Source organism: Cupriavidus sp. 22TCCZM04-2 (assembly GCF_057798895.1).
The window spans coordinates 534183-557995 of the sequence record NZ_JBYOJS010000001.1; the positions used below are offsets into that span (position 1 = coordinate 534183).

Consider the following 23813-nt stretch of genomic DNA (forward strand, 5'->3'; position numbering starts at 1 on the left):
GGGCATGCCCGGCTTTTTCGCCCCGCTGAGCCGGATTCGGCTTAGCGCTTGGCGGCGGAGTCGACCACCACCAGCGACGTCATGTTGACGATGCGGCGCACTGTCGCCGACGGCGTCAGGATGTGCACGGGCGCCTTCACGCCCAGCAGGATCGGGCCGATCGCGACGTTGTTGCCCGCCGCAACCTTCAGCAGGTTGTAGGAGATATTGGCCGCGTCGATGTTCGGGCAGACCAGCAGGTTGGCTTCGCCCTTGAGCGAGCCGTCCGGCACGAGGCTGTCGCGCAGCTTCTGGTCCAACGCGCTGTCGCCATGCATCTCGCCATCGATCTCGAGTTCCGGGGCACGTTCGCGCAGGATGGCCAGCGTATCGCGCATCTTGCGCGCCGACGGCGCTTCGGACGAGCCGAAATTCGAGTGCGACAGCAGCGCCACCTTGGGTTCGATACCAAAGCGCTTGAGCTCTTCCGCGGCCATCAGGGTGATCTCGGCCAGTTCGTCGGCAGTCGGGTCGACGTTCACGTGCGTATCGACCAGGAAGATCTGGCGGCCCGGCAGCACGAGGCCGTTCATGGCTGCGTAGACCTTGTTGGTGCCGCCAAGCACCTGGTCGATGTAGCGCAGATGCGCGGCGGTGTTGCTGACGGTGCCGCAGATCATGCCATCGGCTTCGCCCTTCTTGACCAGCATCGCGCCGATCAGCGTGGTGCGGCGACGCAGTTCGAGCTTGGCATATTGCGGCGTGACACCTTCGCGCGCCATCGTCCGATAGTAGGTATCGGAATAGTCGCGGAAACGGTCGTCGTGCTCGGGGTTGACCACGGTGAAGTCCACGCCCGGGCGCAGACGCAGGCCGAAACGCTCGATGCGGTGCTGCAGCACTGCCGGGCGGCCGATCAGGATCGGGTTGGCCAGCTTTTCATCGACGATCACCTGCACGGCGCGCAGCACGCGCTCTTCCTCGCCCTCGGCGAAGACGATGCGCTTCTTCGCCATCTCGACCTTGCGGGCGGCGGCGTAGATCGGCTTCATCAGCGTGCCCGAGTGGTACACGAACTGCTGCAGCTGCAGGCGGTAGGCGTCCATGTCCTCGATCGGACGCGAGGCCACGCCGGACTTCATGGCGGCTTCCGCCACTGCCGGGGCCACCCACACGATCAGGCGCGGGTCGAACGGCTTCGGGATCAGGTATTCCGGACCGAACGAGAGGTCCTGGATACCGTAGGCCGAGGCGACGATATCGCTCTGCTCCTGGCGCGCCAGTTCGGCAATCGCGTTGGCAGCGGCGATTTCCATCTCGCGCGTGATGGTGGTCGCACCGCAATCCAGCGCACCGCGGAAGATGAACGGGAAGCACAGGACGTTGTTGACCTGGTTCGGGTAGTCGGTACGGCCGGTCGCCATGATGGCGTCCGGGCGAACTTCCTTGACCAGTTCCGGTGCAATTTCGGGGTTCGGGTTCGCCAGCGCCAGCACCAGCGGCTTGTCGGCCATGCGCTGGACCATGTCCTGCTTGAGCACACCAGCGGCGGACAGGCCCAGGAAGATGTCGGCGCCGTCGATCACCTCGCCAAGCTTGCGCTTGTCGGTCCTCTGGCAGAAGCGTGCCTTTTCCGGGTCCATCAGCTCGGTACGGCCTTCATAGACCACGCCGGCCAGATCGGTCACCCAGATATTCTCGATGGGCAGGCCCAGGTCCACCAGCAGGTCCAGGCAGGCCAGCGCCGCTGCGCCCGCGCCAGAGGCCACCAGCTTGACCTTCTTGATGTCCTTGCCTACCACCGTCAGGCCGTTGATGACGGCCGCGGCGACCACGATTGCGGTGCCGTGCTGGTCATCGTGGAAGACGGGGATCTTCATCTTGTCGCGCAGCGTGCGCTCCACGTAGAAGCACTCCGGCGCCTTGATGTCTTCCAGGTTGATGCCGCCGAAGGTCGGTTCCAGCGCAGCAATGACCTGCACCAGCTTTTCGGGGTCTTTTTCGTCGATTTCGATGTCGAAGACGTCGATGCCGGCAAATTTCTTGAACAGGCCGGCCTTGCCTTCCATCACCGGCTTGGACGCCGCGGCGCCAATATCGCCCAGGCCCAGCACGGCGGTGCCGTTGGTGATCACGGCCACCAGGTTGCCGCGCGCGGTGTAGCGGAACGAATTCGCCGGATCGGCGACGATTTCCTCGCAGGCAGCCGCGACGCCTGGCGAATAGGCCAGGGCCAGGTCGCGCTGGTTGGACAGCGGCTTGGTCGGCGTAACGGAGATCTTCCCTGGCGTCGGAAACTCGTGGTACTCGAGCGCCGCTTTGCGCAGCGCCTCACGCTGCTGCTGTTTCAGATCGTCTTGGGACGGGGACTGCTGAGGGCTGGTCATCGGCGCATATTCCAATCGGTGGAGCCGTCATTTGACGTGGCTTCGGGATGATGGCGGACCGGCTCCACGTGCCCGCCCATCTCTTCCTCTGGACCCGGCATTTTACATTGTGAAATATTATTTCACAATAAGCATTTTGCGAGGACCAGCATTGTGATTCGGTACAATATGCCCCAAGCCGCAGGCCTTGAACAGCAAGCAACAGTCACTGCTGCCGCCCGCTGCGGTATCTTGCCGAGCCCCCTGGCAGGCAGCATCCTTGTCCCGATCCGCCTTTTTTGCGCCAGCGCCGGCCTGGCCCGCTTAATCCAATGTCCACGATCCGCCGCGCGCAGCTCTCCGAGTTCGACCTGATCCGCCGCTTCTTCACCCGGCCGGTGCGCAAAGCTGTGCTCGGCGTGGGCGACGACTGCGCGCTGATTGACCCGCGGCCCGGCCATCATCTCGCAATCAGTACCGACATGCTGGTCAGTGGCCGGCATTTCTTTGCCGATGTGCCGCCCCGGGCGCTCGGGCACAAGGCGCTGGCGGTCAACCTCTCCGACCTGGCAGCCATGGGCGCCGAGCCGCGCGCGTTCACGCTGGCACTGGCACTGCCCGAGGCCGATCCCGCCTGGCTGGAGGAACTGGCTGCAGGCATGCTGGCACTGGCGGACGCCCACGGATGCGAGCTGATCGGCGGCGACACGACACGCGGGCCGCTTACGCTCAGCCTGACCGTATTCGGCGATGTGCCGCCGCGCGCCGCGCTGCGGCGCGACGCCGCGCGTCCCGGCGACGATATCTGGGTTTCCGGCACGCTCGGCGATGCCCGCCTTGCCCTCGGCGATTGCCGTGGCGAGTGGCTGCTCCCCGAACCCGACTTCAGCCGCGTGCGCCCGCGCATGGAAACCCCCTCCCCGCGAATCGCGCTAGGCCTGGCGCTCCGCGGCGTGGCGCATGCCGCACTCGATATTTCAGATGGGCTGATCGGCGACCTCGGGCACATCCTGGCGCGCTCGCAGGTCGGCGCACTGCTTGATGCCGATGCGCTGCCGCGCTCGGAAGTGCTGGCCAGCCAGCCCGAAGCGCTGCAGCGCGAATGCGTGCTGGCCGGGGGCGACGACTACGAACTGTGCTTCACCGCGCCCATCGGCAACCGCGAGGCCATCGCCGCGATCGCGGAGCGCCTGGAACTGCCACTGACCCGGGTCGGCGCGATCACGCCCGAGCCAGGATTACGACTGGTCGACCGCCATGGCAGCCCGGTGACCTATGCCGGCGCCAGCTTCGACCACTTCGCCTCGTCCTGACAGCGGCATACGACCGTGTCATGATGCCGGCATCGTGAGCGCCGGCAAACCGGGGAGGGAACCCGGGAAACTGGCACGCAAGGCGCCGCGGACATAAAACATAAGCACACGAGCCAAATCCTGATGTCGACCTCCCCTCCCGCGGCCGCGCCGCGCGACCCCGCCATGACCCTCGAAGCCGGGCAAACCGCCAAGGTGACCCGGCCCACGGCGCGCTTCATGCTGGCGCATCCGGCGCGCCTGATCGCCCTCGGCTTCGGCTCCGGCCTGTCGCCGGTCAGCCCCGGTACCGTGGGCACGCTCTACGGGTGGCTCTCCTTTGCCGTCATCTCGCTGTGGATCGAGCCGACCACCTGGCTGTGGATCATCGGCGCCGGCTTTCTGATCGGGCTGTGGGCCTGTGCACGCACCGCGCGCGACATGGGCGTGCACGACCACGGCAGCATGGTCTGGGACGAGATCATCGCGTTCTGGCTGGTGCTGACGTTCGTCATGCCCACGGGCCTCTGGGGCCAGTTCGCCGCCTTCCTGTGGTTCCGGCTGTTCGATATCGCCAAGCCAGCGCCGATCGCCTATTACGACCGCTCGCTCAAGGGCCCGGGGCTGCGCGGCGCGTTCGGCGTGATGTTCGACGACATCTTCGCGGCGTTCTACACCTTGCTGGTGTTCGCGTTGTGGCGCTCGTTCTGACATCCTTGCCACGCTTGCACGACGGTTCACCCGCCAAGCCCCTTCCATTGCCAGGCAACTTTCACCTATGTCCATCAGCCGCTTGCTCGATCAACTTGCCATCCAGGCTGGCGTAGCCCTCGCCGAAAGATCGCTGACGCTGGCCACGGCCGAATCCTGCACCGGCGGGCTGGTGGCCGCGGCCATCACCGATGTCTCCGGCTCGTCAGGATGGTTCGAGCGCGGCTTTGTCACGTACTCGAACGAGGCCAAGAGCACGATGATCGGCGTGCCCGCCAAGCTGATCCGCGACCACGGCGCCGTCAGCGAGGAAGTCGCCAGGGCGATGGCCGAGGGCGCGCTGCTCAACAGCCGCGCACAAGTATCGCTGTCGATCACGGGCGTGGCCGGACCCAATGGCGGCACCGCCGACAAGCCGGTCGGCATGGTCTGCTTCGGCTGGAGCAACCGCATTACCACGCGCACCGAGACCCAGCGCTTCAAGGGCGACCGCGCGCAGATCCGCCGCCAGGCGGCGGAGCACGCCATGCGCGGCCTGCTCGACCTGGTGCGCAACGAAGCCTGAAACGACAAAGGCCGCGCCCGTTGGGGCGCGGCCTTTTCAGTTGTCGCGACGTTTTGCGCCTGCCCGGCGCGGTTTAGCCGTGGCGATAGCGATTGATGACATCCCGCGTCTGCATCGCCACATTGCGCGCCGCGGTCGCGAAGTCCTTTTCGCGACTGGCATAGAGGATGGCGCGCGACGAATTGATCATCATGCCGGTGCCATCCGCCGTGCGGCCGGCCTTGACGGTGGCCTCGATATCGCCGCCCTGCGCGCCAATGCCCGGGATCAGCAACGGCATATCGCCGACGATCTGGCGCACGCGCGCGATCTCGTTCGGGAACGTTGCGCCGACCACCAGGCCCATTTGCCCCGTGGTGTTCCACCGCTCCCTGGCCGCCTCGGCCACCAGCTGATAAAGCGGCTTACCATCCACCTGAAGGAACTGCACATCCGATCCGCCCGGGTTCGACGTCCGGCACAGCACGATCACGCCGCGGTCCGGATAGGCCAGGTACGGCTGCATCGAGTCGAAGCCCATGTAGGGGCTGACGGTCACCGCATCGGCCTTGTAGCGTTCGAACGCTTCGCTGGCATAGTGCTCGGCGGTCGAGCCGATGTCGCCGCGCTTGGCGTCCAGGATCACCGGGATGCCCGGATGGGCGTCATGGATATAGTGAATCAGCTGCTCGAGCTGGTCTTCGGCGCGCTGCGAATGGAAGTAGGCGATCTGCGGCTTGAATGCGCAGACCAGGTCGGCGGTGGCGTCGACGATCTCGCGGCAGAAGGAAAAGATGGCGCCGCCCGCCCCGGTCAGGGACAGCGGCAGCTTCTGCGGATCGGGATCGAGTCCGACGCAGAGGAGGGAATCGTTGCGCTGCCAGGCGGCAGACAGCTGCTCGATAAAGGTCATGGGCTACTCGATATCCTGTTGGCTCCGGCGCCGCCTGCACGGGGCGGGCGACCGGTCGCTGCGGGCTGGGGCGCTGGGACGGATAGGCCCCTCCTGTACGCAGCATATGTCGTTTCCGGCAATTTTACCCGCTGCATGCTATCGTTTCGCGCTCAAAGTCAAAACAAAGAGCGGCGTGACACGCAGCCGCCATTCACGACATGTCTCTCGATCGCCGCGGCCTCATCCTGCTGGTCATCCTGACCATTGCCTGGGGCGTGAACTGGCCCATCATGAAAATCGGCGTGGCGCATTTCCCCGCCATGGGCTTCCGGCTGCTCTGCATGGCCGGCGGCGTGGTGGCGCTGGGCCTGGCGCTGCGCGTGCGCGGTGAATCGCTGCGCGTGCCGCGCGCGCAATGGGCCACCATCGTCAAGCTGGCCATCCCGAACATGGTGTTCTGGCACTTGCTGGCAATCTGCGCGGTCAAGATGCTGTCGTCCGGACGCGCCGCGATCCTCGGCTACACCATGCCGATTTGGGCCGTGGTGTGGGGGCTGGTCCTGTACCGTGACCGCATCGGCGCGTCGGCCTGGGTCGGCATCGGCTGCGCGCTGGCCGGCACCGTCCTGCTGCTGTCCGGCGAGATCCGCGCGCTGACCGGCAGCCCGGCCGGCACCTTGCTGATGCTCGCGGCGGCAGCCGGCTGGGGCTTCGGCACGCAGCTCATGAAGCGCACGCAAATCGACATCCCGATCGGCACGCTCACGTTCTGGATGCTGACGGTCACCCTGCCCTTCCTGGCCGCGGGCACGCTCTTGCTGGAGACCGGCTGGCGCATGCCGAATGCTGCCGAATGGGGTGCCATCGCCTACAACGCCGTGGTGGTATTCGCCTACTGCCACCTGGTCTGGTTCGCGCTGGCGCGCAACCTGCCGCCGGTGGTATCGAGCCTGTCGGTCATGTTCATTCCCGTGGTCGGCGTGTTTTCAGGCATGTGGATGCTCGGCGAGCAGCCGCACTGGCAGGACTACACGGCGATTGCGCTGATGTTCGCGGCACTATCGTCGGTGATGCTGGTGCCACTGTTGCGGCGACGCCTGCAGGCGGGCGCCGCGCGTGGAGATTTCACTTAACAAGCCCCCCCGCGTTGGGCTACACTCGCGGCCATCACAATCCCGGAGAAACTACGTGGGCAGTAGCATCGGGTGTTCGAGTTGCCGCGATAACGCAGTTGATGCCGTTAACGCAGCTTCGTCGGATGCCATGTCACTGCGGGCTGCGTAGACGAACCGCCGGAGCCGCCACGCGCTCCCGCCTCGTCGCATCGCCCGCAGAATCCATGCGGGCGAGTGTTTTTCCGTATCGCCGACGGCCACCGAAGCGCGTGCCGTGCCATTGCGGATCTTCCCTCTCCCGGCTTGCCAGCCACCCCAGGCAAACGCCATCGCCTTGCGCCCGCCGGCCTGATGCCGTCCGCGCAGCGCGATCACGCTTGCCCGTGATTCCGCACTGAACCGGTCCGGACCACCTGGGATGCGGCGAGCCTGCCTGCGCTTGTCTTCGCGCTTGTCATTGTTTTTTCGTCGCAATCAGCATTAGCAATAAGGAATTCCGGGGATGATCAACCTGTTCGTCCTGCAAAAAGGCCGGCTTGCCCAGGAGCAGGTCGACGAGCGCAGCGAGCTGCTTCAGCACAAGCCGATCTGGATCGACGTCGTCAGCCCCGACGACGAGGAACTTGCCTGGATCAAGGAAACCTACGGCGTAGCCCTGCCGGAACTGGAAGACCTGGGCGACCTGGAAGCGTCCGCGCGTTATTTCGAAGGCGAGGACGAGAACATCCATATCCGCACCGACTTCCTGCTCGATGAGGAAGAGGCGTCGCGCAACGTGCGCGTGGCTTTCGTGCTCACGCGTGACGTGCTGTTCTCCATCCATGACGAGGACCTGCCGGTGTTCCGCCTGGTGCGGCTGCGCGCGCGCATGCGCCCGGGCTCGGTGCGCAACGCCAAGGACGTGCTGATGGACCTGTACGCGACGGACGCGGAATACTCGGCCGACTCGATCGAGGAAGTCTACGAACGCCTGGAAGAAGCGAGCCGCCGCGTACTGGCCGAGAACGTGACCGACGCTGCCGCCGCCGACGTGCTGGAAACCATCGCGCGCGAGGAAGACCTTAACGGCCGCATCCGCCGCAACGTCATGGACACGCGCCGCGCGGTGTCGTTCCTGATGCGCAGCCAGTTGCTGTCAGCCGAGCAGCAGGACGAGGCGCGCCAGATCCTGCGCGATATCGACTCGATCGAGAACCACACCGCCTTCCTGTTCGACAAGATCAACTTCCTGATGGACGCGACCGTCGGTTTCATCAACATCAACCAGAACAAGATCATCAAGCTGTTCTCGGTGGTGTCGGTGGCGCTGATGCCGCCCACGCTGATCGCGAGCATCTACGGAATGAACTTCAAGTTCATGCCGGAACTGGACTGGGCTGCGGGGTATCCGTGGGCGATCGCGCTGATGGCGGTGTCGGCGGCGATTCCGCTGGTGTATTTCCGCAGGAAGGGATGGCTTGGCTGAGAAGCCGCGTTACGCGACCGGATTCAATCCGGCAGCGTCGCGGCCCCCATCCGCCGCGCAATAATCCCCGCCTTCACCTTGAAGTTGACGCGCACGTTCGCGCAGTACTGCTTCTTGTCGAAGCATTTCGGCGCCGGCAGCGCTGCCGCCAGGCGCGCGGCCTGGCCCACGCCGAGCTTGCCCGCGCTGGTGCGGAAATAGTGCTGGGCCGCGGCCTCGGCACCGAATACGCCCTCGCCCCACTCGACGGAATTCAGGTAGATCTCGAAGATGCGCTGCTTGTCCAGCCAGAACTCGAGCATCCACGTGATGGCCAGTTCCTGGCCCTTGCGCAGGTAATGCTGCTCGGGCGACAGGAACAGGTTCTTGGCGAGTTGCTGCGTGATGGTCGAGCCGCCGCGCACGACGCGGCCGCGCTTCTTGTTGCGCTCCCAGGCGTCCAGCATGGCGTCGATCTCGTAGCCGGGATGGTTGACGAAGTCCGCATCCTCGCTGGCGATGACCGCGCGCTTGAGATTGCGCGAGATCTGGTCGTACGGCACCCAGCGGCGGTCAATCTCGCAGTTCCAGAGCTTGAAGCCGCACAGGCGCCAGCGCTCGGCGCGCATGAATGACGTGGACGAAGGCGCCACGTATTGCCAGGCCGCGATCTGCAGGAAAAAGTAGGCCTGCATCGCCAGGATGCCGGCCGCTACGCAGGCGATCAGGTAGCCAACCCAGCGCATCGGGGCGAATGCCGTGCCGGCGGCGCGCACGGTGCGCTGTGGGGTGGCCACGGGCGCAGGCGTTGGTTCAGCCCTTGCGCTCGGCCTGCAGCGCGGCGCGCAGGTCGGCCAGCACGGGCGCGGTGCGCGGACGTACGCCGCGCCAGATGTAGAAGGCCTCGGCGGCCTGCTCGACCAGCATGCCGAGCCCGTCGGCCGTGCGCGCGCCGCATTGCGCGGCATGGCGCAGGAACACGGTCGGCTCGGCGCCGTACATCATGTCGTAGGCCAGCACGCCTTGGCCAAGCAGGAAATCCGGCACCGGCGGCAGTTCGCCATGCAGGCTGCTGGACGACGCATTGATGACCACGTCGCAGGCCTCGTCCTCGGACAAGTGCTCCAGCGCATCGAGACCGCCACCCCACAGCTCCACGCCGAAGGAATCGGCGGCTTCCACGAACTCTTCCAGCATGTCGCTCGCGCGCGAAGCCGTGCGGTTGGCCACCACGATGCGCGACGGCCGGCATTCGAGCAGCGGCAGCATTGCGCCCATTGCCGCGCCGCCCGCGCCGAGCAACAGCACGCGCCTGCCTTCCAGCAGCGTGTCGAGGTTGTCCTGGATGTCGCGCACCAGGCCAATGCCATCGGTGTTGTCGCCGTGGATCAGCCCGTCCTCGATCCACATCGTGTTGACCGCGCCCGCGGCTTCCGCACGCTCCGTCAGGCGATCGGCCAGGTCATAGGCCTGCAGCTTGAACGGCACGGTCACGTTGAAGCCGTGGCCGCCGCCGGCCAGGAACGCGCGCACGGTCTCGGCGAACGCGTCGAGCGGTGCTTCCAGCCGGCTGTACTCGACGGCCTCGCCGGTCTGCTGCGCAAACGCGGCGTGGATGAATGGGGAGCGGCTGTGCGCAACCGGGTTGCCGACCACGACGTAGCGGTCGGCCAGCTGGGAGGATTCAGTGGATGTCATCAGCGGGCCTGCAAGCGGGTTTCCAGACCGCTGCGCGAGAACTTGAATGTGGAAATGACTTCGAGGATGTCCTGGCGTGCCGCCATCTCGGCCGTGAACGGGCCGAACGGCGCGGCAGCGCGGACGATGGCAACGGCCTGGCGGTCCAGCGCCGGATCGCCCGAGCTCTTGACCACGTCGATGGCGTCGACGTTGTAGCCGTCGCGGTTGTAGCCAAGCTTGCCCAGGCGGTTCACGTTGATCACCAGGATCAGCTGGCCATAGAGCGGCTTGCCGTTGCGCTGCGGGAAATCGCTGGTGCCGCGCGCCTCGATCCGGTGGCGCAGGCGGTCATAGTACTGCGCGTAGTCGACTTCGCGCGCGCTGGTGGCGGTGAGCTGGTAGCGCTTGGGCCGCTTGGCATACTGTTCGAGGTTGCGGCCGATTTCGGCCTCCAGCTTGGCCATCTCGTCCGTGGAGGTACGCTCGTCCTGGCCGCGCAACGGCGTGTCCTGGCGCTGCTCGCCCGGCTTGAGCGGCTGGCTGCGCACCGACGGGGCGGCTTCGCGCGTCTGCGTCATCAGGCGCTGCTGTTCCTGCTCGAGCTGCTCGACGCGGCGCTGCACCTGGCGCACCAGGTCGCCGTCCTGCGACACGGTCTGCGCCGGCAGCGGCGTGGTGGCGCGCTGCTGGTCGTGGTCGCCGCCGCCATCGAGGTTGGCCTGCGCCAGCACGGTCGGGTTGCGCGGCTTCTGCGCGGACTTGGAATTGACCAGCACCACGTCCAGCGGCGCGTCCGTGCGCTTGATCTCGAACACCTCGGGCGCCGCGATCCGTACCATCAGCAGCACCAGGTGCACGACGACCGAGATGGCCAGCGCCTTGACCAGCGTATTGCTGGCGTGCCACCAGTGGCGGGGATCGACGAGAGCGGCGTTCACGATGGAGAGCTGGCTGGTAATGGCTTGGGGGAAATCGCTTGGAATAGCCGCCAGGGCAGCATGAAGCCACGCGCCCCCGGCTCGGTGGCGGCACCGGGCCAGAAGGGCATTGTATGTGAGCCGCCAGCTTTTCCGAAGGGATCAGCCCTGGCCGGGCGAAATGGTGTCGCGCGCGGCAGACGCCGCGTCGCCACTGCCCTCTCCGGCCGGCTCGCCGGCTTCGCCCGCGGCAGGCTCGGCGCCTTCCGCGGACTGCTCGGCCGCGTTTTCGGCCGCCATCTCGGCTGCGGCTTCCGCCGAGACTTCAGCGGCTTCCTCGTCGCTTTCAAGTTCTTCCTCGGGCAACGCGCCTTCCCCGGCAAACACTTCAAGCACCCGGCACGACACATCGAGCGAAATCTCGTCGATAGCGCCAATCTCCAGCAGCACCTGCGTGCCGCGCTGCGCTTGCATCAGTTCCGGCACACGCGTGACCAGCGGGATCTCCATGAAGCGCACCGCGCCTTCCTTGAGCGTGCTGGCCATCATGCGCTCGCGTTTTTCCTGCTGCAGCCAGCGCAGGCACCAGTAGCGCTCCATGGTGGACTGGTGGTCGGCATAAGCCGCATAGGTGCCTTCGAAATCCGCCACCGCGGCCAGCAGGTCGGCGTCCTTCGGCTTGAACGGCGCCACCAGCTTGGCCGTGATGCCATGCTGCGCCACCGCCAGGATCTGCCACTGGTTGACCAGGTCGACATAGCGGCGCAGCGGCGAAGTACTCCATGCGTATTGCGCCACGCCCAGGCCTTCGTGCGGCGCCGGGTAGGTCTGCATGCGGGTGCGGTGCATGCCCCAGGCCTTCTGCGTCCGGTAGATACCCGGCACGCCGTTGTCCGCCAGCAGCTTGCCCCACGTGCTGTTGGCCAGGATCATCAGCTCGGCCACGATCTTGTCCAGCGGCGAGCCGCGCTTGCGCTGCTCGATGCGCACGCGCTGGCTGCCATCGGCCTGGTCGTCCAGGTAGAAGTTGAAGTCCGCGCGGCTGTGCGATTCGGGCCGCAGGCCGCTGGCCAGGCGGGCTTTCTGCCGCTCGTCGTGCAGTGCGCCGGCAAAGTGCCACAGCCGCGTGAGTTCGGCGCGGAACGGATAGTCGCCGGTGCCGTCGGCCAGCGACGCCTCGGTGATAACGTCATCGAGCAGGTTGTGGCGCAAGTTGGCCGCGATCATGACCATCTCGGCGCGCGTCTCGCTGCCCACCACTTGCCAGAACTGTGTCTCGACCGTCACGTAGAGCGACAGCGCGGGACACTGGCGGCCCTCCTGCAGCGTGTAGCGCTCGACCACGGCGTCGGGCAGCATGGTGATCTTGTCGCCCGGGAAGTAGACCGTGGACAGCCGATGGCGCGCGATCACGTCGAGCGGATCGCCGCGGCGGATGCCCAGCGCGGGCGCGGCAATATGGATACCCACGCGCAGGTTGCCGTCCGGCAGCTCGGTGACCGACAGCGCGTCGTCGATCTCGGTGGTGGTCACGTCGTCGATCGAGAACGCCTGCACGTCGGCCACGGGCAGGTCGGCCTGCGGCTCGGGTACGTCGATGTCCGGGAAGCCCGTGCCCTTCGGGAAGCATTCGGCGAGGAACTTGGCCTCGTGCAGCGCGCGCGCGCTGGCCACGCCGCCGGCGCTCACCATCAGGCGCATCGGCGTCATGCCGAGCGCCGTGCAGGCGGCATCCATCGCCTTGTATTCGAGGCTGTTCTTGTCCGGCTTGAACAGAAGTTGCAGCACCTTGTTGCGGAACGGTTCCGGCAGCGTCAGCGCCTTGAGCTGGTCTTCGTATTCGGTCTGCAGCAGTGCCTGCTGCTTCTTGCGCTCGACTGCGGCCAGGGCGGCCTTCAGCTGGTCTTCCGGCGCGCGCTGGTAACGCCCGCGGCCCTTGCGGCGGAAATACACCGGATTGGCATGCAGGGCCATGGCCAGCGCCGCCTGCTGCACGGGGCCGGCATCCGCGCCGTAGTATTCGACGGCCAGCTCGGGAAAGCCGAACTCGGCTTCGGGCGCGCATTCCCACAGGAAGTCGAGGTCGATCTCGGCGGTCATCTCGCCGGTCTGGCGCACCAGTTCGATCGCCGACGGCTGCGCAAACTGCAGCAGCACGTCGCGGGACTTGACCTTGGTGCGCTTGCCGGCCGGCAATTCGACCTGGTAGGCCTCGCCCTGCTGGGTCAGCACGGTGCCGGCGCGAATCTCGCCGCCTTCTTCGAACAGCAACTGCATCGATCGGTACTTTCAGAAATGCCGGGAACCCTGCCGCTCAGGCGGCAAAGACACGGGTTCCGGGGAGATAAGTGTGAGCGCCCTTGACGGGCGGGCTGGCCGCAAGTGCCAAAGTCAGAATGATACCGCACTGGTTCCCGCTGCCCGCCGGCGAACAGGCCGGCGGGCACGGCGGGGACGTCCGGTGACGTCAGAGCGACATGCCGCCGCTGGTCTCGATAGCGACGCCGTTGATGTAGCTGGCGTCGTCGCTGGCGAGGAAGGCGTACACGCTGGCGATCTCCGACGGCTCGGCCAGGCGGCGCATCCAGCAGGATTCCTTCATGCCGTCGAGCACCTTCTCCGGCACGGTCTGCAGGATCTCGGTGTTGACGAAGCCCGGGCACACGGCGTTCACGCGCACGCCCTTGGGGCCGAGTTCGCGCGCCCAGGTCTTGGTAAAGCCGATCACGCCGAACTTGCTGGCCGCGTAATTGGTCTGGCCGAAGTTGCCGTACAGGCCGACCACGCTCGACGCGTTGAGGATCACGCCCTTGCCCTGCTCGGTCATCACGCCGGCCACGGCCTGCGCGCAATTGAACACGCCCTTCAGGTTGACGTCGATCACGGCATCGAACTGCACCTCGGTCATCTTTGCCAGGCGAGCATCCTTGGTGATGCCGGCATTGTTGACGAGCACGTCGATGCGCTCATGCGCGGCCAGCACGGCGGCGACCATGGCGTCGACCTCGTCACGGCGCGTCACGTCGACGCGGAAGGCCTTGGCGACGGCGCCGTTGGCGGCCAGCTTCTCGGCGGCCTCGCGCACACGCGCTTCCTGGACGTCGCACAGGATGACAATGGCGCCTTCCGCGGCAAAGCGCTCGGCCGTGGCAAACCCGATACCGGCAGCTGCGCCGGTGATGATGGCAACGCGACCCTGCAATTTCATGATGTCTTCTCTTCTGTAATTCTGGGTAGTGTGTAAGTCAGTCGGGGCTCCGGTCTGATGGGCTACGTTGCCGGGGTCCCCGTGAAGGCCGTGCCAGCAGGTCAGGCAAGAAGACCTCTGTCACGAGCATGATGCCGGCGCCGCGCCGGAATACGGAACGGCGCGCCGGCAGCATTGGTACCGGCCCCATGGCCGGCAGGATCCGCTGCAGCGCCTGGCGCAGCGGGTGGTGCGGCAGCAGCCGCGCGAATTCGAACGGATCGCGCCGCACGGCCGGATCCACGAACAGGCGGCCGCCCAGCGGGCGCTCGCCGAGCCCGCGCAGGAATGGCCAGTCACGGCGCGCGTGGCGCTCGCGCACGACGGTGTGCGCGTAGATGGCCGGCTGCTCGTCGCAGATCAGCAGCACTTCGCGCGTCAGCGCCGGTTCACGGCCGCATTGACCGAGCGCCTGCCATTCGTCCAGATAAGGCCGCGCCGAAGCCTGCCGCAGGCGGCGCACGCGAAAGCGTTCGGAGGCGGCCATCAGCCGCGCGGTCAGCGAACCTTCGCCCGTGACCCAATGCCGCAGGTTCGGCGGGATCTCCGGGTCGAAGGGCAGGTGGCGGGTCCAGCCGCAGCGGCGCGCGAACTGCGCGCTCATGCCGCGCGGCCCGGCACTACGCCGCCGGGCCCGTAGCCGCAAAAGGCCAGCACGTCGTCGACGTAGTTGGCGAACTCGCCGATGCCGTGGTCACTGCCCGAGAGGATGCGGATATGCGCGCCCGCGCAAGCCGCGACCATCTCGCGGTAATCGAGGACTTCATCGCCCGTGGCGGCGATCAGGTAATAGCGTTCGGGCCGGGTAATGGTGTCCACGCGCAGGTCGATCAGTTCCTGCATATGGCGCGGCTCGACCGTGACGGAGCCACCGCCGTGCCACAGCGGCTGTTCGCCGATGTATTGCTGCAGGTCGGTCCACGGGTGGATGGCCGGGTTCAGCAGCACCGTGCGGCAGCCGTGGCGCTCGCCGAGCCAGCGTGCGTAGAAGCCGCCGAGCGAGGAACCGACGATTGCGATTTCCTGGTCGCCACCCGCGCGCGCCGCGCTGATGGCGGCTTCGGCCTGGGCGATCGCCTGGGCGGGGGAGACATTGAGCAAGGGGCAGGCGTAGTAGCGCCCCACGCCCCACTCGCGCATGCGCTCCTGCACCAGCCGCGCCTTGAACGACTGCGGCGAGGAGCGGAATCCGTGCAGGTACAGCAGCATGTCCGCGTCCTCAGCCGGCGGCGCCCTGGCCGAGCGCGTCCAGCAGCTTCTGGTGCACGCCGCCGAAGCCGCCGTTGCTCATGACCAGCACCTGGTCGCCTGGGCGCGCCGCGGCACGCACGGCCTCGACCAATGCGCCGAGATCGTGGAAAGCCGCGGCCTTCTTGCCCAGCGGTGCCAGTGCGCCGGCCAGGTCCCAGCCGAGCGCGTCCTTGCCGCCCGGAGCGCCATAGCCGAACACCAGGTCGGCCTGTTCGAGGCTGGCCGGCAGCTGCGCCTTCATCACGCCGAGCTTCATGGTGTTGGAGCGCGGCTCCAGCACGGCCAGGATGCGCGCGCCACCGACGCGGCGGCGCAGGCCTTCCAGCGTGGTCTGGATCGCGGTGGGATGATGGGCGAAGTCGTCATAGACCGTCACGCCGCCCGCCACGCCGCGCACTTCCATGCGGCGCCTCACGTTGGCGAAGCGGCCCAGCGATTCGATGGCCTGCGCGGGCGGCACGCCGACATGGCGCGCGGCGGCAATCGCGGCCAGCGCGTTCATGCGGTTGTGCGTGCCCTGCAGGTCCCAGGTCACGCGGCCCTGCACGGTCTCGCCGAACCAGACGTCGAATGCGTCCTTGCCGCCGTCGCCGCCTGCATCGCCTGCGTCGCTCTGGCGCCAGTCACCGACGCCGAACTGCTCGACCTCGCTCCAGCAGCCGCGTTCAAGCACGCGGGCCAGGCTGGGTTCGATGCCATTGACCACCAGCCTGCCCTGCCCCGGCACCGTGCGCACCAGGTGGTGGAACTGCGTTTCGATCGCGTCGAGATCCGGGAAGATGTCGGCGTGATCGTATTCCAGGTTATTCAGGATGGCCGTGCGCGGACGGTAGTGGACGAACTTGCTGCGCTTGTCGAAGAAGGCGGTGTCGTACTCGTCCGCCTCGATCACGAAGAAATCCGACTCCGTCACGCGCGCCGAGATGCCGAAGTTCTGCGGCACGCCGCCGACGAGGAAGCCGGGGTTGTAGCCGGCATCTTCGAGGATCCACGCAAGCATCGACGTGGTGGTGGTCTTGCCATGCGTGCCCGCCACGGCGAGCACCCACTTGCCTGCCAGCACGTGCTCGCCCAGCCATTGCGGGCCCGAGACGTAAGGCAGGTTGCGGTTGAGGATGGCTTCCATCAGCGGATTGCCGCGCGACACCACGTTGCCGATCACGAACAGGTCCGGCTCGAGCGCGAGCTGGGCGGGATCGAAGCCTTCGATCAGCTCGATACCCTGGGCCTCGAGCTGCGTGCTCATCGGCGGATAGACATTGGCGTCGCAGCCGGTGACACGATGTCCCGCCTGCTTGGCGAGGACCGCCAGGCCGCCCATGAAAGTGCCGCAGATGCCAAGGATATGAATATGCATGGGGTTCCCGGAAAGACTTGGGACCGGCCGGGCCGGTCGGCATGCCGGCGCGGGTCCAGCGGACCATGCCGGGCAGGAAGGCCCCGATTGTACCCGAGCGCTTGCGCGCTTCGCTGCACTGCGGCAGCGCTGCGCGCAGCGGCTGCGCGCCCCGCTCCGGTATCATCGGGACATGTCCCGACACGCCCTTTCCGACCCCGCCCGCCTGCGCGAGGAGATCGCCCAGGCCGCGGCACGCATGATTGCCGAAGACGGCGCCGACTACGCCACCGCGAAGCGCAAGGCCGCGCGCCAGTTGCTCGGCGACCAGCGCGTGGCCGGCGAATGGCTGCCCGATAACGACATGATCGAGGCCGAAGTCCGCGCCTATCAGGCACTTTTCCACGGCGACACGCAACCGCGCATCCTGGCGCTGCTGCGCCGGGTGGCCATCCTGGCGATGGAGGACCTCGCCGGCTTCCGGCCATACCTGGTGGGCGCCGTACTCAACGGCACCGCCACCGAGCATTCGGATATCTATCTGCAGTGCTTCTGCGACAGCCCCAAGGACGCCACCTTGCACCTGCTCAACGCGGGCGTCGACTTCGAGACCAGCGAATCGCGCCATTTCGCCGGCCGCGGCGACGTGGAGACCCTGAGCTTCCTGTGGAAAGGCCAGTGGCCCGACCGCCGCGAAGCGCGCCTGCTGGCCGGCGAGGTACGCGCCGAACTGGGCGCGCCGGTCGGAATCCATATTGCTCTGTATGATGCCGACGACGAGCGCGGCGCCGCGCGCACCGATGCAAGCGGCCGTGCGGCCAGGGCCGACCTGCAAGCCGTGCGCGCGCTGCCTGGGAACGCCGACACGTCGAACTGAAGCGCACCCGACCGGTCAGAAGTTCACCATTTGCCGGTATCGGCGCCAATACCGCCGTTGCTTACTGAAGACAACATGAACGCTACCACCCAGAAACCTGTCCACCGTTCCCGCCTGTGGCTGTGGATTGCCGTGGCCGTGGCGGCCTGCGCCGGCGGCGCGCTGGCAGGTCATTTCGTGTTCTCGCCGAAACCCGCGTCGGAACAGGCCGTCGAAACCTTCTTCCAGGCCCGCCTGCCCGACCCCAGCGGCACCGATCTCGATCTGGGCAAGCTGCGTGGCAAGACCGTGGTGATCAACTTCTGGGCACCGTGGTGCGGGCCGTGCGTGGAAGAAATGCCGGAGCTGACCGCCTTGCATGCGGAGTACGCGGCCCGCAGGGTCGAGTTCGTCGGCATCGGCATCGATTCCGCCGCCAACATCCAGCAGTTCATCAAGAAGGTGCCGGTGGCCTACCCGCTTGCGGTGGCTGGCTTCGCGGGCACGGAGCTGTCCCGCAACTTCGGCAACAACGCCGGTGGCCTGCCCTATACCGTCGTGATCGACCCTGACGGTTCCGTCAAGTACCGCAAGATGGGGCGTATCACGTCGGACGAATTGCGCGCTGTTCTGCCCCGTTCCTAGGTGCAGTCGGCGACATAAGGCGCTTCTTCGCCCAAGTTCGCCGAACCGTCCCGAAAATGCACTGTAACCGGGCGCATATTGCCGGAAATGGCTCAATGTGGCTTAAACGGCGCGTAATCGCCATGCCCGGGCGTGAAGGCTTGTATCGCCCGCTAGACAAATCGCTCTAAGCTACGGTAATCTCCGCGCAATTTCGTTGAACTGGTCGAGCCGCCGTGACTGCAACCCGCTCCAATCGTCGCTCAGCCCGCTACCGCAAGGTGCTGGTCCTGCACGGGCCAAACCTCAACCTGCTGGGCACGCGCGAACCGGAGACGTACGGGCACACCACGCTGGCCGATATCGACGCCGCCCTGGCACGGCATGCCGCAGATGCCGGTATCGTGTTGTCGTCGTTCCAGTCCAACCATGAAGGCGCGCTGGTTGACCGCATCCATGCCGCGCGCGCGGAAGGGGTGGATTTCATCATCATCAACCCCGCCGCCTACACGCATACCAGCGTGGCGATACGCGATGCGCTGGCCGGCGTGGCCATTCCGTTTGTCGAAGTACACCTCTCGAACGTGCATCGCCGCGAAAGCTTCCGTCACCATTCGTATTTCTCCGACCTCGCCGTCGGCGTGATCTGCGGATTGGGATGGCAAGGCTACCTGATGGCGCTGGACTATGCCCTCGGGCTGGAGCAGCCGCCGCCAGGGGCCTGAGGCCCACCGGCATACAAGGCTTTACCCGAATACATGACGCGCGCCGCCTGGCGGCCGCGCCCGCAGTTTGTGCAGCACGGCACTGCGGACGCGGACAGCCGGTGGCCGTACCGACGATTTTCCGCCGCTGCCCCGCCAGGGCACGCCCGGACAACCTGATTCAGGAGGATAAGAAGATGGACCTGCGCAAGCTGAAGACGCTGATCGACCTGGTGGCCGAATCCGGCATCTCGGAGCTGGAAGTGACTGAAGGCGACGGCAAGGTACGCATCGTCAAGCAACCGCCGCAAGTCATCGCCGCACCGATGGCCATGCCGCAAATGCAGGCGTTGCCGGTCATGCCCGGCGCCGCCGCTCCTGCCGCCACCGCTCCGGTCGCTGCCGCCGAGCCTGCCGCTGCGCAGCTCCCGGCCGGCCACGTGGTCACCTCGCCCATGGTCGGTACCTTCTACCGTGCCCCGTCGCCGGGCGCCGCGCCGTTCGTCAACGTGGGCGACACCGTCAAGGAAGGCCAGACCGTCTGCATCATCGAAGCCATGAAGCTGCTCAACGAGATCGAGTGCGACAAGGCCGGCGTGATCAAGGAAATCCTGGTCGAGAACGGCCAGGCCGTGGAATACGGCCAGCCGCTGTTCGTCATCGGCTGATGCTGTCCGGAGTGCCGCGCAACATTGCGCGGCACTCCGGATCTCGTGGATGTTCGCACGTTGTGGCCCGCATCCCACGCCATGAAGCGGCCCCTGGCACCGCCAGTTTGCCGGCCGCGCACCCGGTGTGCCGCTGCGGCACCTGACGGGACCGCTCCCGTTCTCGCAGAGAGAGACCATGTTTGAAAAAATTCTGATCGCGAACCGCGGTGAAATCGCCCTTCGCATCCAGCGCGCCTGCCGCGAGCTGGGCATCAAGACCGTAGTGGTGTACTCGGAGGCCGACAAGGAAGCCAAGTACGTCAAGCTGGCCGACGAAGCCGTGTGTATCGGCCCGGCCCCGTCGCCGCTGTCCTACCTGAACATGCCGGCGATCATCTCGGCTGCCGAGGTGACCGACTCGCAGGCCATCCACCCGGGCTACGGCTTCCTGTCGGAAAACGCCGACTTTGCCGAGCGCGTGGAAAAATCCGGCTTCGTCTTCATCGGCCCGACCGCCGAGAGCATCCGCCTGATGGGCGACAAGGTCTCGGCCAAGCAGGCCATGATCAAGGCCGGCGTGCCGTGCGTGCCGGGCTCGGAGGGCGCGCTGCCCGAAGACCCGAAGGAAATCCTGGCCATCGCGCGCCAGGTGGGCTACCCGGTCATCATCAAGGCCGCCGGCGGCGGTGGCGGACGCGGCATGCGCGTGGTCCACACCGAAGCCGCGCTGGTCAACGCCGTCAACATGACGCGTGAAGAAGCCGGCCGCGCCTTCGGCAATCCCGAGGTCTACATGGAGAAGTTCCTGGAGAATCCGCGTCACGTGGAAATCCAGATCCTGGCCGACCAGCACAAGCAAGCCATCTGGCTGGGCGAGCGCGACTGCTCCATGCAGCGCCGCCACCAGAAGGTGATCGAGGAAGCGCCCGCGCCGCATATTCCGCGCCGCCTGATCGAGCGCATCGGCGACCGCTGCGCCGAGGCCTGCCGCAAGATGGGCTACCGTGGCGCCGGCACGTTCGAGTTCCTGTATGAGAACAACGAGTTCTACTTCATCGAGATGAACACGCGCGTGCAGGTCGAGCACCCGGTCACCGAGATGATCACGGGCATCGACATCGTGCAGGAACAGATCCGCATCGCGTTTGGCGAAAAACTGCGCTTCCGCCAGAAGGATGTGCAGTTCCGTGGCCATGCGATCGAGTGCCGCGTGAACGCCGAGGACCCTTTCAAGTTCATCCCGTCGCCAGGCCGCATCACCGCCTGGCACATGCCGGGCGGCCCCGGTGTACGCGTCGACTCGCACGCGTATGATGGCTACTTCGTCCCGCCGAATTACGATTCGATGATCGGCAAGATCATCACTTACGGCGCCACCCGCGAGCAGGCCATTGCCCGCATGCGGATCGCGCTGTCGGAAATGGTGGTGGACGGTATCCAGACCAACGTCCCGCTGCACCGCGAGCTGATGATGGACGCCAACTTCGTCGAAGGGGGCACCAGCATCCACTATCTCGAGCACCGCCTGGCGCAGCGCGAGAAAGCCTGACGCGGCAACTGCCGCACTGCTGTACTGCTGTAGAAAAGGAAGCCCGTGGCATTTCAGGAATGTGTGATCGAAGTGGCGCAGGACCGGGCCGAAGCCTGGTCCGACGCCTTGTTCGACCTTGGCGCGCTGTCGGTGTCGGTGGAAGACGCCGACGCCGATACGCCGGACGAGCAGCCGCTGTTCGGCGAGCCCGGGATGGAGCCGACACGGCTCGCCTGGAACCGCTCGCGCGTGGTGGCGCTGTTCGGTGACGACACCGACCCGGCGCTCGTCGTCGCGGCCGCGTCGAATACGCTTGGCATCGATCCGGTGCCCGCCTACCTGCTGCGCGATGTCGAGGACCAGGACTGGGTGCGCCTGACGCAATCCCAGTTCGAGCCGATCCGCGTCGGCGAACGCCTTTGGGTCGTGCCGTCGTGGCATGAGGCACCGGAGCCCGATGCGGTGGTGCTGGAACTCGACCCGGGCCTGGCGTTCGGCACCGGCAGCCACCCGACCACGCGGCTGTGCATGCAGTGGCTGGAGCAGAACCTGAAGGCGGGCGAAACCGTGCTCGACTATGGCTGCGGCTCCGGTATCCTCGCCATCGTGGCAAAGAAGCTCGGTGCCGGCGATACGCTCGGCATCGACATCGATCCGAATGCCGTGGAAGCGTCGCGCTACAACGCCGAGCGCAACCGCGTCCAGGCGCAGTTCGCGCTGCCGGAATCCGTTTCGGAAGCGACCTACGACCTCGTCGTCGCCAATATCCTCTCCAACCCGCTCAAGCTGATGGCCGCGATGCTCAGCGCCCGCGTGCGCTCGGGTGGACGCCTGGTGCTGTCCGGCGTGCTCGAGCGCCAGGCCGAGGAAGTGGCCGCCGCCTATGCCGCCTGGCTGCCGCTGACGGTCTGGCGCAGCGAGGAAGGCTGGGTCTGCCTGCACGGCACGCGCCCCTGAGGTGAGCCGATGGCCGCCGCCAAGCTTGTCACGCGCTGCCCGGCCTGCCGCACCGCCTTCCGGCTGGTGGCCGACCAGTTGCGCCTGCGCCAGGGACTGGTGCGTTGCGGACACTGTGAAACGGTCTTCGATGCACGCGAGCATCTGATCGAAGTGCCGGTGCCGGGTGCCCCGGCCGCCGCTCGCGCGCCGCAGCCCTCGCCCGGACCCGCAGCGGCCATGCCCGCTGCACCACGTGAAGCGGAAAGCGAAGCCAGGCCGGCTTCGTCCTCCAATCACTTCGATCCCGGCTACGACCCGGGGTACGACGTGCCCGCGCTCGATTCGCCCACCATGATGATGATGCCCACGGAGGAGGAAGATGCTTCCGCCGAGGAGGAGCATGAGGCACTGGCCAGGCAGGACGCGGACGCAGCTTCCATCGAGCCGTCGCTCGCCGCCCAAGACATCGCACAACCGGCACTGCAGCAAGCCTCCGCGGCCGTGCCAGCCGATGGCGATAGCGCGCTGGCAGAGACGCCTGCCGAGCCGGGCGAATCCGACGACACGCGCCCCTCGCAAGCCGAACCAGCTGAACACGCCGAACCGGGACCCGCGGACGCGCCACAAGAGGTTGCAGGCCACCCCGACGACAATCCTGTCGCGACGGCCAACGGCATGCATCATGCCGACGAGGCAGACGAAGCATCGGCCGCCATCGTGGCCGCTCATGCGCCGTGGCCGACGCTCGATCGCGCCGCGCTCGGAGACGAAGAGGCCTCCGCGCGCGCACCCGCTTCCCACGCAGTCGAGGCGCCGGACGAACCGGCAGGCGAAGCCGCCGCCGAACCCGCGCTGCGCAGCGCCAGCGAGTTCCTGCGCGCGGAATCCAGTGACACCACCGAAGCTCCGGCCGCCAGGACGGACACGCCGGCAACAGCCGCCGCCGAAACGCCGCACGAGCCGGGCCACGACTACGGTCTCAACTATGGCCCGAGCTACGGGCCTGGCGGCGCCAGCACGGGCGATGCCTTCAGTGCCACCGCCGGCGCGATTGCGCGCGAGAACGTCGCGCGGCGCTGGACACGCCAGGAACCGCAATTGGGTCCGGCCTTCGCGCCCGATTTCCTGCGCCAGACCCGCGAGCGAGAACGCGAACGCGCGCGCGAGACCGCCGCGACCCCGGCACGGCCGCGCCTGCGCTTCGGCTGGCATATCGCCGCCGGTGTGCTGGCGGTTGGCGTAGTCCTGCAAGGGCTGTACCTGCTGCGCGGACAACTCGCCGGTCAGTTCCCGGTGCTGCGCCCGGTACTGGAAGCCGCGTGCGGGCCGCTGGGCTGCACGGTGCCGCCGTGGCGCGACATCGATGCGCTGCGCATCGATACCTCGCAGCTGCAGAAGCAGGACGAAGGCAGCGATGCCTACGTGCTCGCGGTTACGCTGCGCAACCAGGGACGGGCCACCACCGCCCTGCCGGCCATCGAACTGGTCATGACCGATCTGCAGGACCAGTTGCTGCTGCGGCGTGTATTGGAGCCATCCGAGTACCTGGAGCCGACGCAGAAGGCCTTCGCCACGCATGGCCTTCGCGCGGGCACGGAGCTGCCGGTTCGGGTACGATTCCGGACTCAGCAGGCGGCGGCCAATTACCGCGTGCTGATTTTCTATCCATAGGGCCTGTTCACCCACGGCGCATGCCTTTCACCGTGAACGGTCCCTGGATTTCGCAGGCTTG

At 66.8% G+C, this 23813-nt stretch carries 22 protein-coding genes; 12 read left to right on the plus strand and 10 right to left on the minus strand.

The features are described from left to right. Positions 1-41: 41 nt before the first annotated feature. A complete protein-coding gene (locus AC3FKG_RS02470) occupies positions 42-2366 on the minus strand; it encodes an NADP-dependent malic enzyme (protein WP_488742329.1) in 2325 nt (774 codons plus the stop codon). A 311-nt stretch (positions 2367-2677) separates the two neighbouring features. Here AC3FKG_RS02470 and thiL point away from each other — a divergent pair, with 311 nt between their 5' ends. From thiL to AC3FKG_RS02485, 3 genes are all read left to right on the plus strand, one after another. Beyond that, the gene (thiL, locus tag AC3FKG_RS02475; protein ID WP_488742330.1) at positions 2678-3658 is read left to right on the plus strand and encodes a thiamine-phosphate kinase; all 981 of its coding nucleotides are present in this window, start codon (positions 2678-2680) and stop codon (positions 3656-3658) included. A 123-nt stretch (positions 3659-3781) separates the two neighbouring features. After that, positions 3782-4348 carry a phosphatidylglycerophosphatase A family protein gene (locus AC3FKG_RS02480; protein WP_488742331.1) on the plus strand — a complete coding sequence of 189 codons (567 nt, stop codon included), beginning with the start codon at positions 3782-3784 and terminating at the stop codon, positions 4346-4348. Between the two features lie 67 nt (positions 4349-4415). Then, on the plus strand, positions 4416-4913 hold the full coding sequence (locus AC3FKG_RS02485) for a CinA family protein (RefSeq protein ID WP_483709261.1): 498 nt from the start codon (positions 4416-4418) through the stop codon (positions 4911-4913). Positions 4914-4986: 73 nt separating this feature from the next. On the opposite strand, the gene pyrF is transcribed toward AC3FKG_RS02485, so the two are convergent. Next, positions 4987-5805: an orotidine-5'-phosphate decarboxylase gene (pyrF, locus tag AC3FKG_RS02490; protein WP_483709262.1), complete on the minus strand. Its 819-nt coding sequence runs from the start codon at positions 5803-5805 to the stop codon at positions 4987-4989. 200 nt (positions 5806-6005) lie between these two features. On the opposite strand from pyrF, the gene AC3FKG_RS02495 reads away from it, so the two are divergent. Together AC3FKG_RS02495 and corA are read left to right on the plus strand one after the other, a co-directional pair. Beyond that, positions 6006-6920 carry a DMT family transporter gene (locus AC3FKG_RS02495; protein ID WP_483709263.1) on the plus strand — a complete coding sequence of 305 codons (915 nt, stop codon included), beginning with the start codon at positions 6006-6008 and terminating at the stop codon, positions 6918-6920. Between the two features lie 484 nt (positions 6921-7404). Beyond that, on the plus strand, positions 7405-8367 hold the full coding sequence (gene corA, locus AC3FKG_RS02500; RefSeq protein ID WP_483709264.1) for a magnesium/cobalt transporter CorA: 963 nt from the start codon (positions 7405-7407) through the stop codon (positions 8365-8367). Between the two features lie 23 nt (positions 8368-8390). Here the strand turns inward: corA and mtgA are convergent, their stop codons facing one another. The 8 genes from mtgA to mpl all read right to left on the minus strand — a co-directional run bounded on the left by mtgA (position 8391) and on the right by mpl (position 16798). After that, positions 8391-9092 (minus strand): monofunctional biosynthetic peptidoglycan transglycosylase, encoded by a 702-nt coding sequence (gene mtgA / locus AC3FKG_RS02505; RefSeq protein WP_483711536.1) that lies wholly within the window; start codon positions 9090-9092, stop codon positions 8391-8393. Positions 9093-9159: 67 nt separating this feature from the next. Beyond that, positions 9160-10044, minus strand: a complete 885-nt coding sequence (gene aroE / locus AC3FKG_RS02510; protein WP_488742332.1) for a shikimate dehydrogenase — start codon at positions 10042-10044, stop codon at positions 9160-9162. Next, a complete protein-coding gene (locus tag AC3FKG_RS02515; protein WP_488742412.1) occupies positions 10044-10913 on the minus strand; it encodes an energy transducer TonB in 870 nt (289 codons plus the stop codon). Before AC3FKG_RS02515 ends, aroE begins: the two co-directional genes overlap by 1 nt. A gap of 192 nt (positions 10914-11105) precedes the next feature. Beyond that, positions 11106-13220, minus strand: coding sequence for a ribonuclease catalytic domain-containing protein (locus AC3FKG_RS02520; protein ID WP_488742333.1), 2115 nt, complete (start codon positions 13218-13220; stop codon positions 11106-11108). A gap of 190 nt (positions 13221-13410) precedes the next feature. Beyond that, entirely contained in the window at positions 13411-14151 is a 741-nt protein-coding gene (gene fabG / locus AC3FKG_RS02525) for a 3-oxoacyl-ACP reductase FabG (protein WP_483709268.1), read from the minus strand. A 37-nt stretch (positions 14152-14188) separates the two neighbouring features. Further along, positions 14189-14794 carry a chorismate--pyruvate lyase family protein gene (locus AC3FKG_RS02530; protein ID WP_483709269.1) on the minus strand — a complete coding sequence of 202 codons (606 nt, stop codon included), beginning with the start codon at positions 14792-14794 and terminating at the stop codon, positions 14189-14191. Further along, positions 14791-15399 (minus strand): YqiA/YcfP family alpha/beta fold hydrolase, encoded by a 609-nt coding sequence (locus tag AC3FKG_RS02535; RefSeq protein ID WP_483709270.1) that lies wholly within the window; start codon positions 15397-15399, stop codon positions 14791-14793. The genes AC3FKG_RS02530 and AC3FKG_RS02535 overlap by 4 nt, the downstream gene beginning before the upstream one ends. 10 nt (positions 15400-15409) lie before the next feature. After that, a complete protein-coding gene (gene mpl, locus AC3FKG_RS02540; protein ID WP_488742334.1) occupies positions 15410-16798 on the minus strand; it encodes a UDP-N-acetylmuramate:L-alanyl-gamma-D-glutamyl-meso-diaminopimelate ligase in 1389 nt (462 codons plus the stop codon). A gap of 172 nt (positions 16799-16970) precedes the next feature. Here mpl and AC3FKG_RS02545 point away from each other — a divergent pair, with 172 nt between their 5' ends. From AC3FKG_RS02545 to AC3FKG_RS02575, 7 genes are all read left to right on the plus strand, one after another. Then, positions 16971-17654 (plus strand): UDP-N-acetylmuramate--alanine ligase, encoded by a 684-nt coding sequence (locus tag AC3FKG_RS02545; RefSeq protein ID WP_483709273.1) that lies wholly within the window; start codon positions 16971-16973, stop codon positions 17652-17654. Between the two features lie 75 nt (positions 17655-17729). After that, positions 17730-18278, plus strand: coding sequence for a TlpA family protein disulfide reductase (locus AC3FKG_RS02550; RefSeq protein ID WP_488742335.1), 549 nt, complete (start codon positions 17730-17732; stop codon positions 18276-18278). Between the two features lie 215 nt (positions 18279-18493). Further along, positions 18494-18982, plus strand: a complete 489-nt coding sequence (aroQ, locus tag AC3FKG_RS02555) for a type II 3-dehydroquinate dehydratase (protein ID WP_488742336.1) — start codon at positions 18494-18496, stop codon at positions 18980-18982. Positions 18983-19158: 176 nt separating this feature from the next. Continuing rightward, positions 19159-19629, plus strand: a complete 471-nt coding sequence (accB, locus tag AC3FKG_RS02560; protein ID WP_483709277.1) for an acetyl-CoA carboxylase biotin carboxyl carrier protein — start codon at positions 19159-19161, stop codon at positions 19627-19629. Positions 19630-19807: 178 nt separating this feature from the next. After that, positions 19808-21160 carry an acetyl-CoA carboxylase biotin carboxylase subunit gene (gene accC, locus AC3FKG_RS02565; protein ID WP_483709279.1) on the plus strand — a complete coding sequence of 451 codons (1353 nt, stop codon included), beginning with the start codon at positions 19808-19810 and terminating at the stop codon, positions 21158-21160. A 45-nt stretch (positions 21161-21205) separates the two neighbouring features. After that, the gene (gene prmA, locus AC3FKG_RS02570) at positions 21206-22099 is read left to right on the plus strand and encodes a 50S ribosomal protein L11 methyltransferase (RefSeq protein ID WP_488742337.1); all 894 of its coding nucleotides are present in this window, start codon (positions 21206-21208) and stop codon (positions 22097-22099) included. Between the two features lie 9 nt (positions 22100-22108). Beyond that, positions 22109-23752: a zinc-ribbon and DUF3426 domain-containing protein gene (locus AC3FKG_RS02575; protein WP_488742338.1), complete on the plus strand. Its 1644-nt coding sequence runs from the start codon at positions 22109-22111 to the stop codon at positions 23750-23752. Positions 23753-23813: the final 61 nt, after the last annotated feature.

Bases quoted from the DNA above. Each gene is read 5' to 3' on its own strand.
- AC3FKG_RS02470 (WP_488742329.1), bottom strand. From the start codon at position 2,366: ATGACCAGCCCTCAGCAGTCCCCGTCCCAAGACGATCTGAAACAGCAG.
- thiL (WP_488742330.1), top strand. From the start codon at position 2,678: ATGTCCACGATCCGCCGCGCGCAGCTCTCCGAGTTCGACCTGATCCGC.
- AC3FKG_RS02480 (WP_488742331.1), top strand. From the start codon at position 3,782: ATGTCGACCTCCCCTCCCGCGGCCGCGCCGCGCGACCCCGCCATGACC.
- AC3FKG_RS02485 (WP_483709261.1), top strand. From the start codon at position 4,416: ATGTCCATCAGCCGCTTGCTCGATCAACTTGCCATCCAGGCTGGCGTA.
- pyrF (WP_483709262.1), bottom strand. From the start codon at position 5,805: ATGACCTTTATCGAGCAGCTGTCTGCCGCCTGGCAGCGCAACGATTCC.
- AC3FKG_RS02495 (WP_483709263.1), top strand. From the start codon at position 6,006: ATGTCTCTCGATCGCCGCGGCCTCATCCTGCTGGTCATCCTGACCATT.
- corA (WP_483709264.1), top strand. From the start codon at position 7,405: ATGATCAACCTGTTCGTCCTGCAAAAAGGCCGGCTTGCCCAGGAGCAG.
- mtgA (WP_483711536.1), bottom strand. From the start codon at position 9,092: ATGCGCTGGGTTGGCTACCTGATCGCCTGCGTAGCGGCCGGCATCCTG.
- aroE (WP_488742332.1), bottom strand. From the start codon at position 10,044: ATGACATCCACTGAATCCTCCCAGCTGGCCGACCGCTACGTCGTGGTC.
- AC3FKG_RS02520 (WP_488742333.1), bottom strand. From the start codon at position 13,220: ATGCAGTTGCTGTTCGAAGAAGGCGGCGAGATTCGCGCCGGCACCGTG.
- fabG (WP_483709268.1), bottom strand. From the start codon at position 14,151: ATGAAATTGCAGGGTCGCGTTGCCATCATCACCGGCGCAGCTGCCGGT.
- AC3FKG_RS02530 (WP_483709269.1), bottom strand. From the start codon at position 14,794: ATGAGCGCGCAGTTCGCGCGCCGCTGCGGCTGGACCCGCCACCTGCCC.
- AC3FKG_RS02535 (WP_483709270.1), bottom strand. From the start codon at position 15,399: ATGCTGCTGTACCTGCACGGATTCCGCTCCTCGCCGCAGTCGTTCAAG.
- mpl (WP_488742334.1), bottom strand. From the start codon at position 16,798: ATGCATATTCATATCCTTGGCATCTGCGGCACTTTCATGGGCGGCCTG.
- AC3FKG_RS02545 (WP_483709273.1), top strand. From the start codon at position 16,971: ATGTCCCGACACGCCCTTTCCGACCCCGCCCGCCTGCGCGAGGAGATC.
- AC3FKG_RS02550 (WP_488742335.1), top strand. From the start codon at position 17,730: ATGAACGCTACCACCCAGAAACCTGTCCACCGTTCCCGCCTGTGGCTG.
- accB (WP_483709277.1), top strand. From the start codon at position 19,159: ATGGACCTGCGCAAGCTGAAGACGCTGATCGACCTGGTGGCCGAATCC.
- accC (WP_483709279.1), top strand. From the start codon at position 19,808: ATGTTTGAAAAAATTCTGATCGCGAACCGCGGTGAAATCGCCCTTCGC.
- AC3FKG_RS02575 (WP_488742338.1), top strand. From the start codon at position 22,109: ATGGCCGCCGCCAAGCTTGTCACGCGCTGCCCGGCCTGCCGCACCGCC.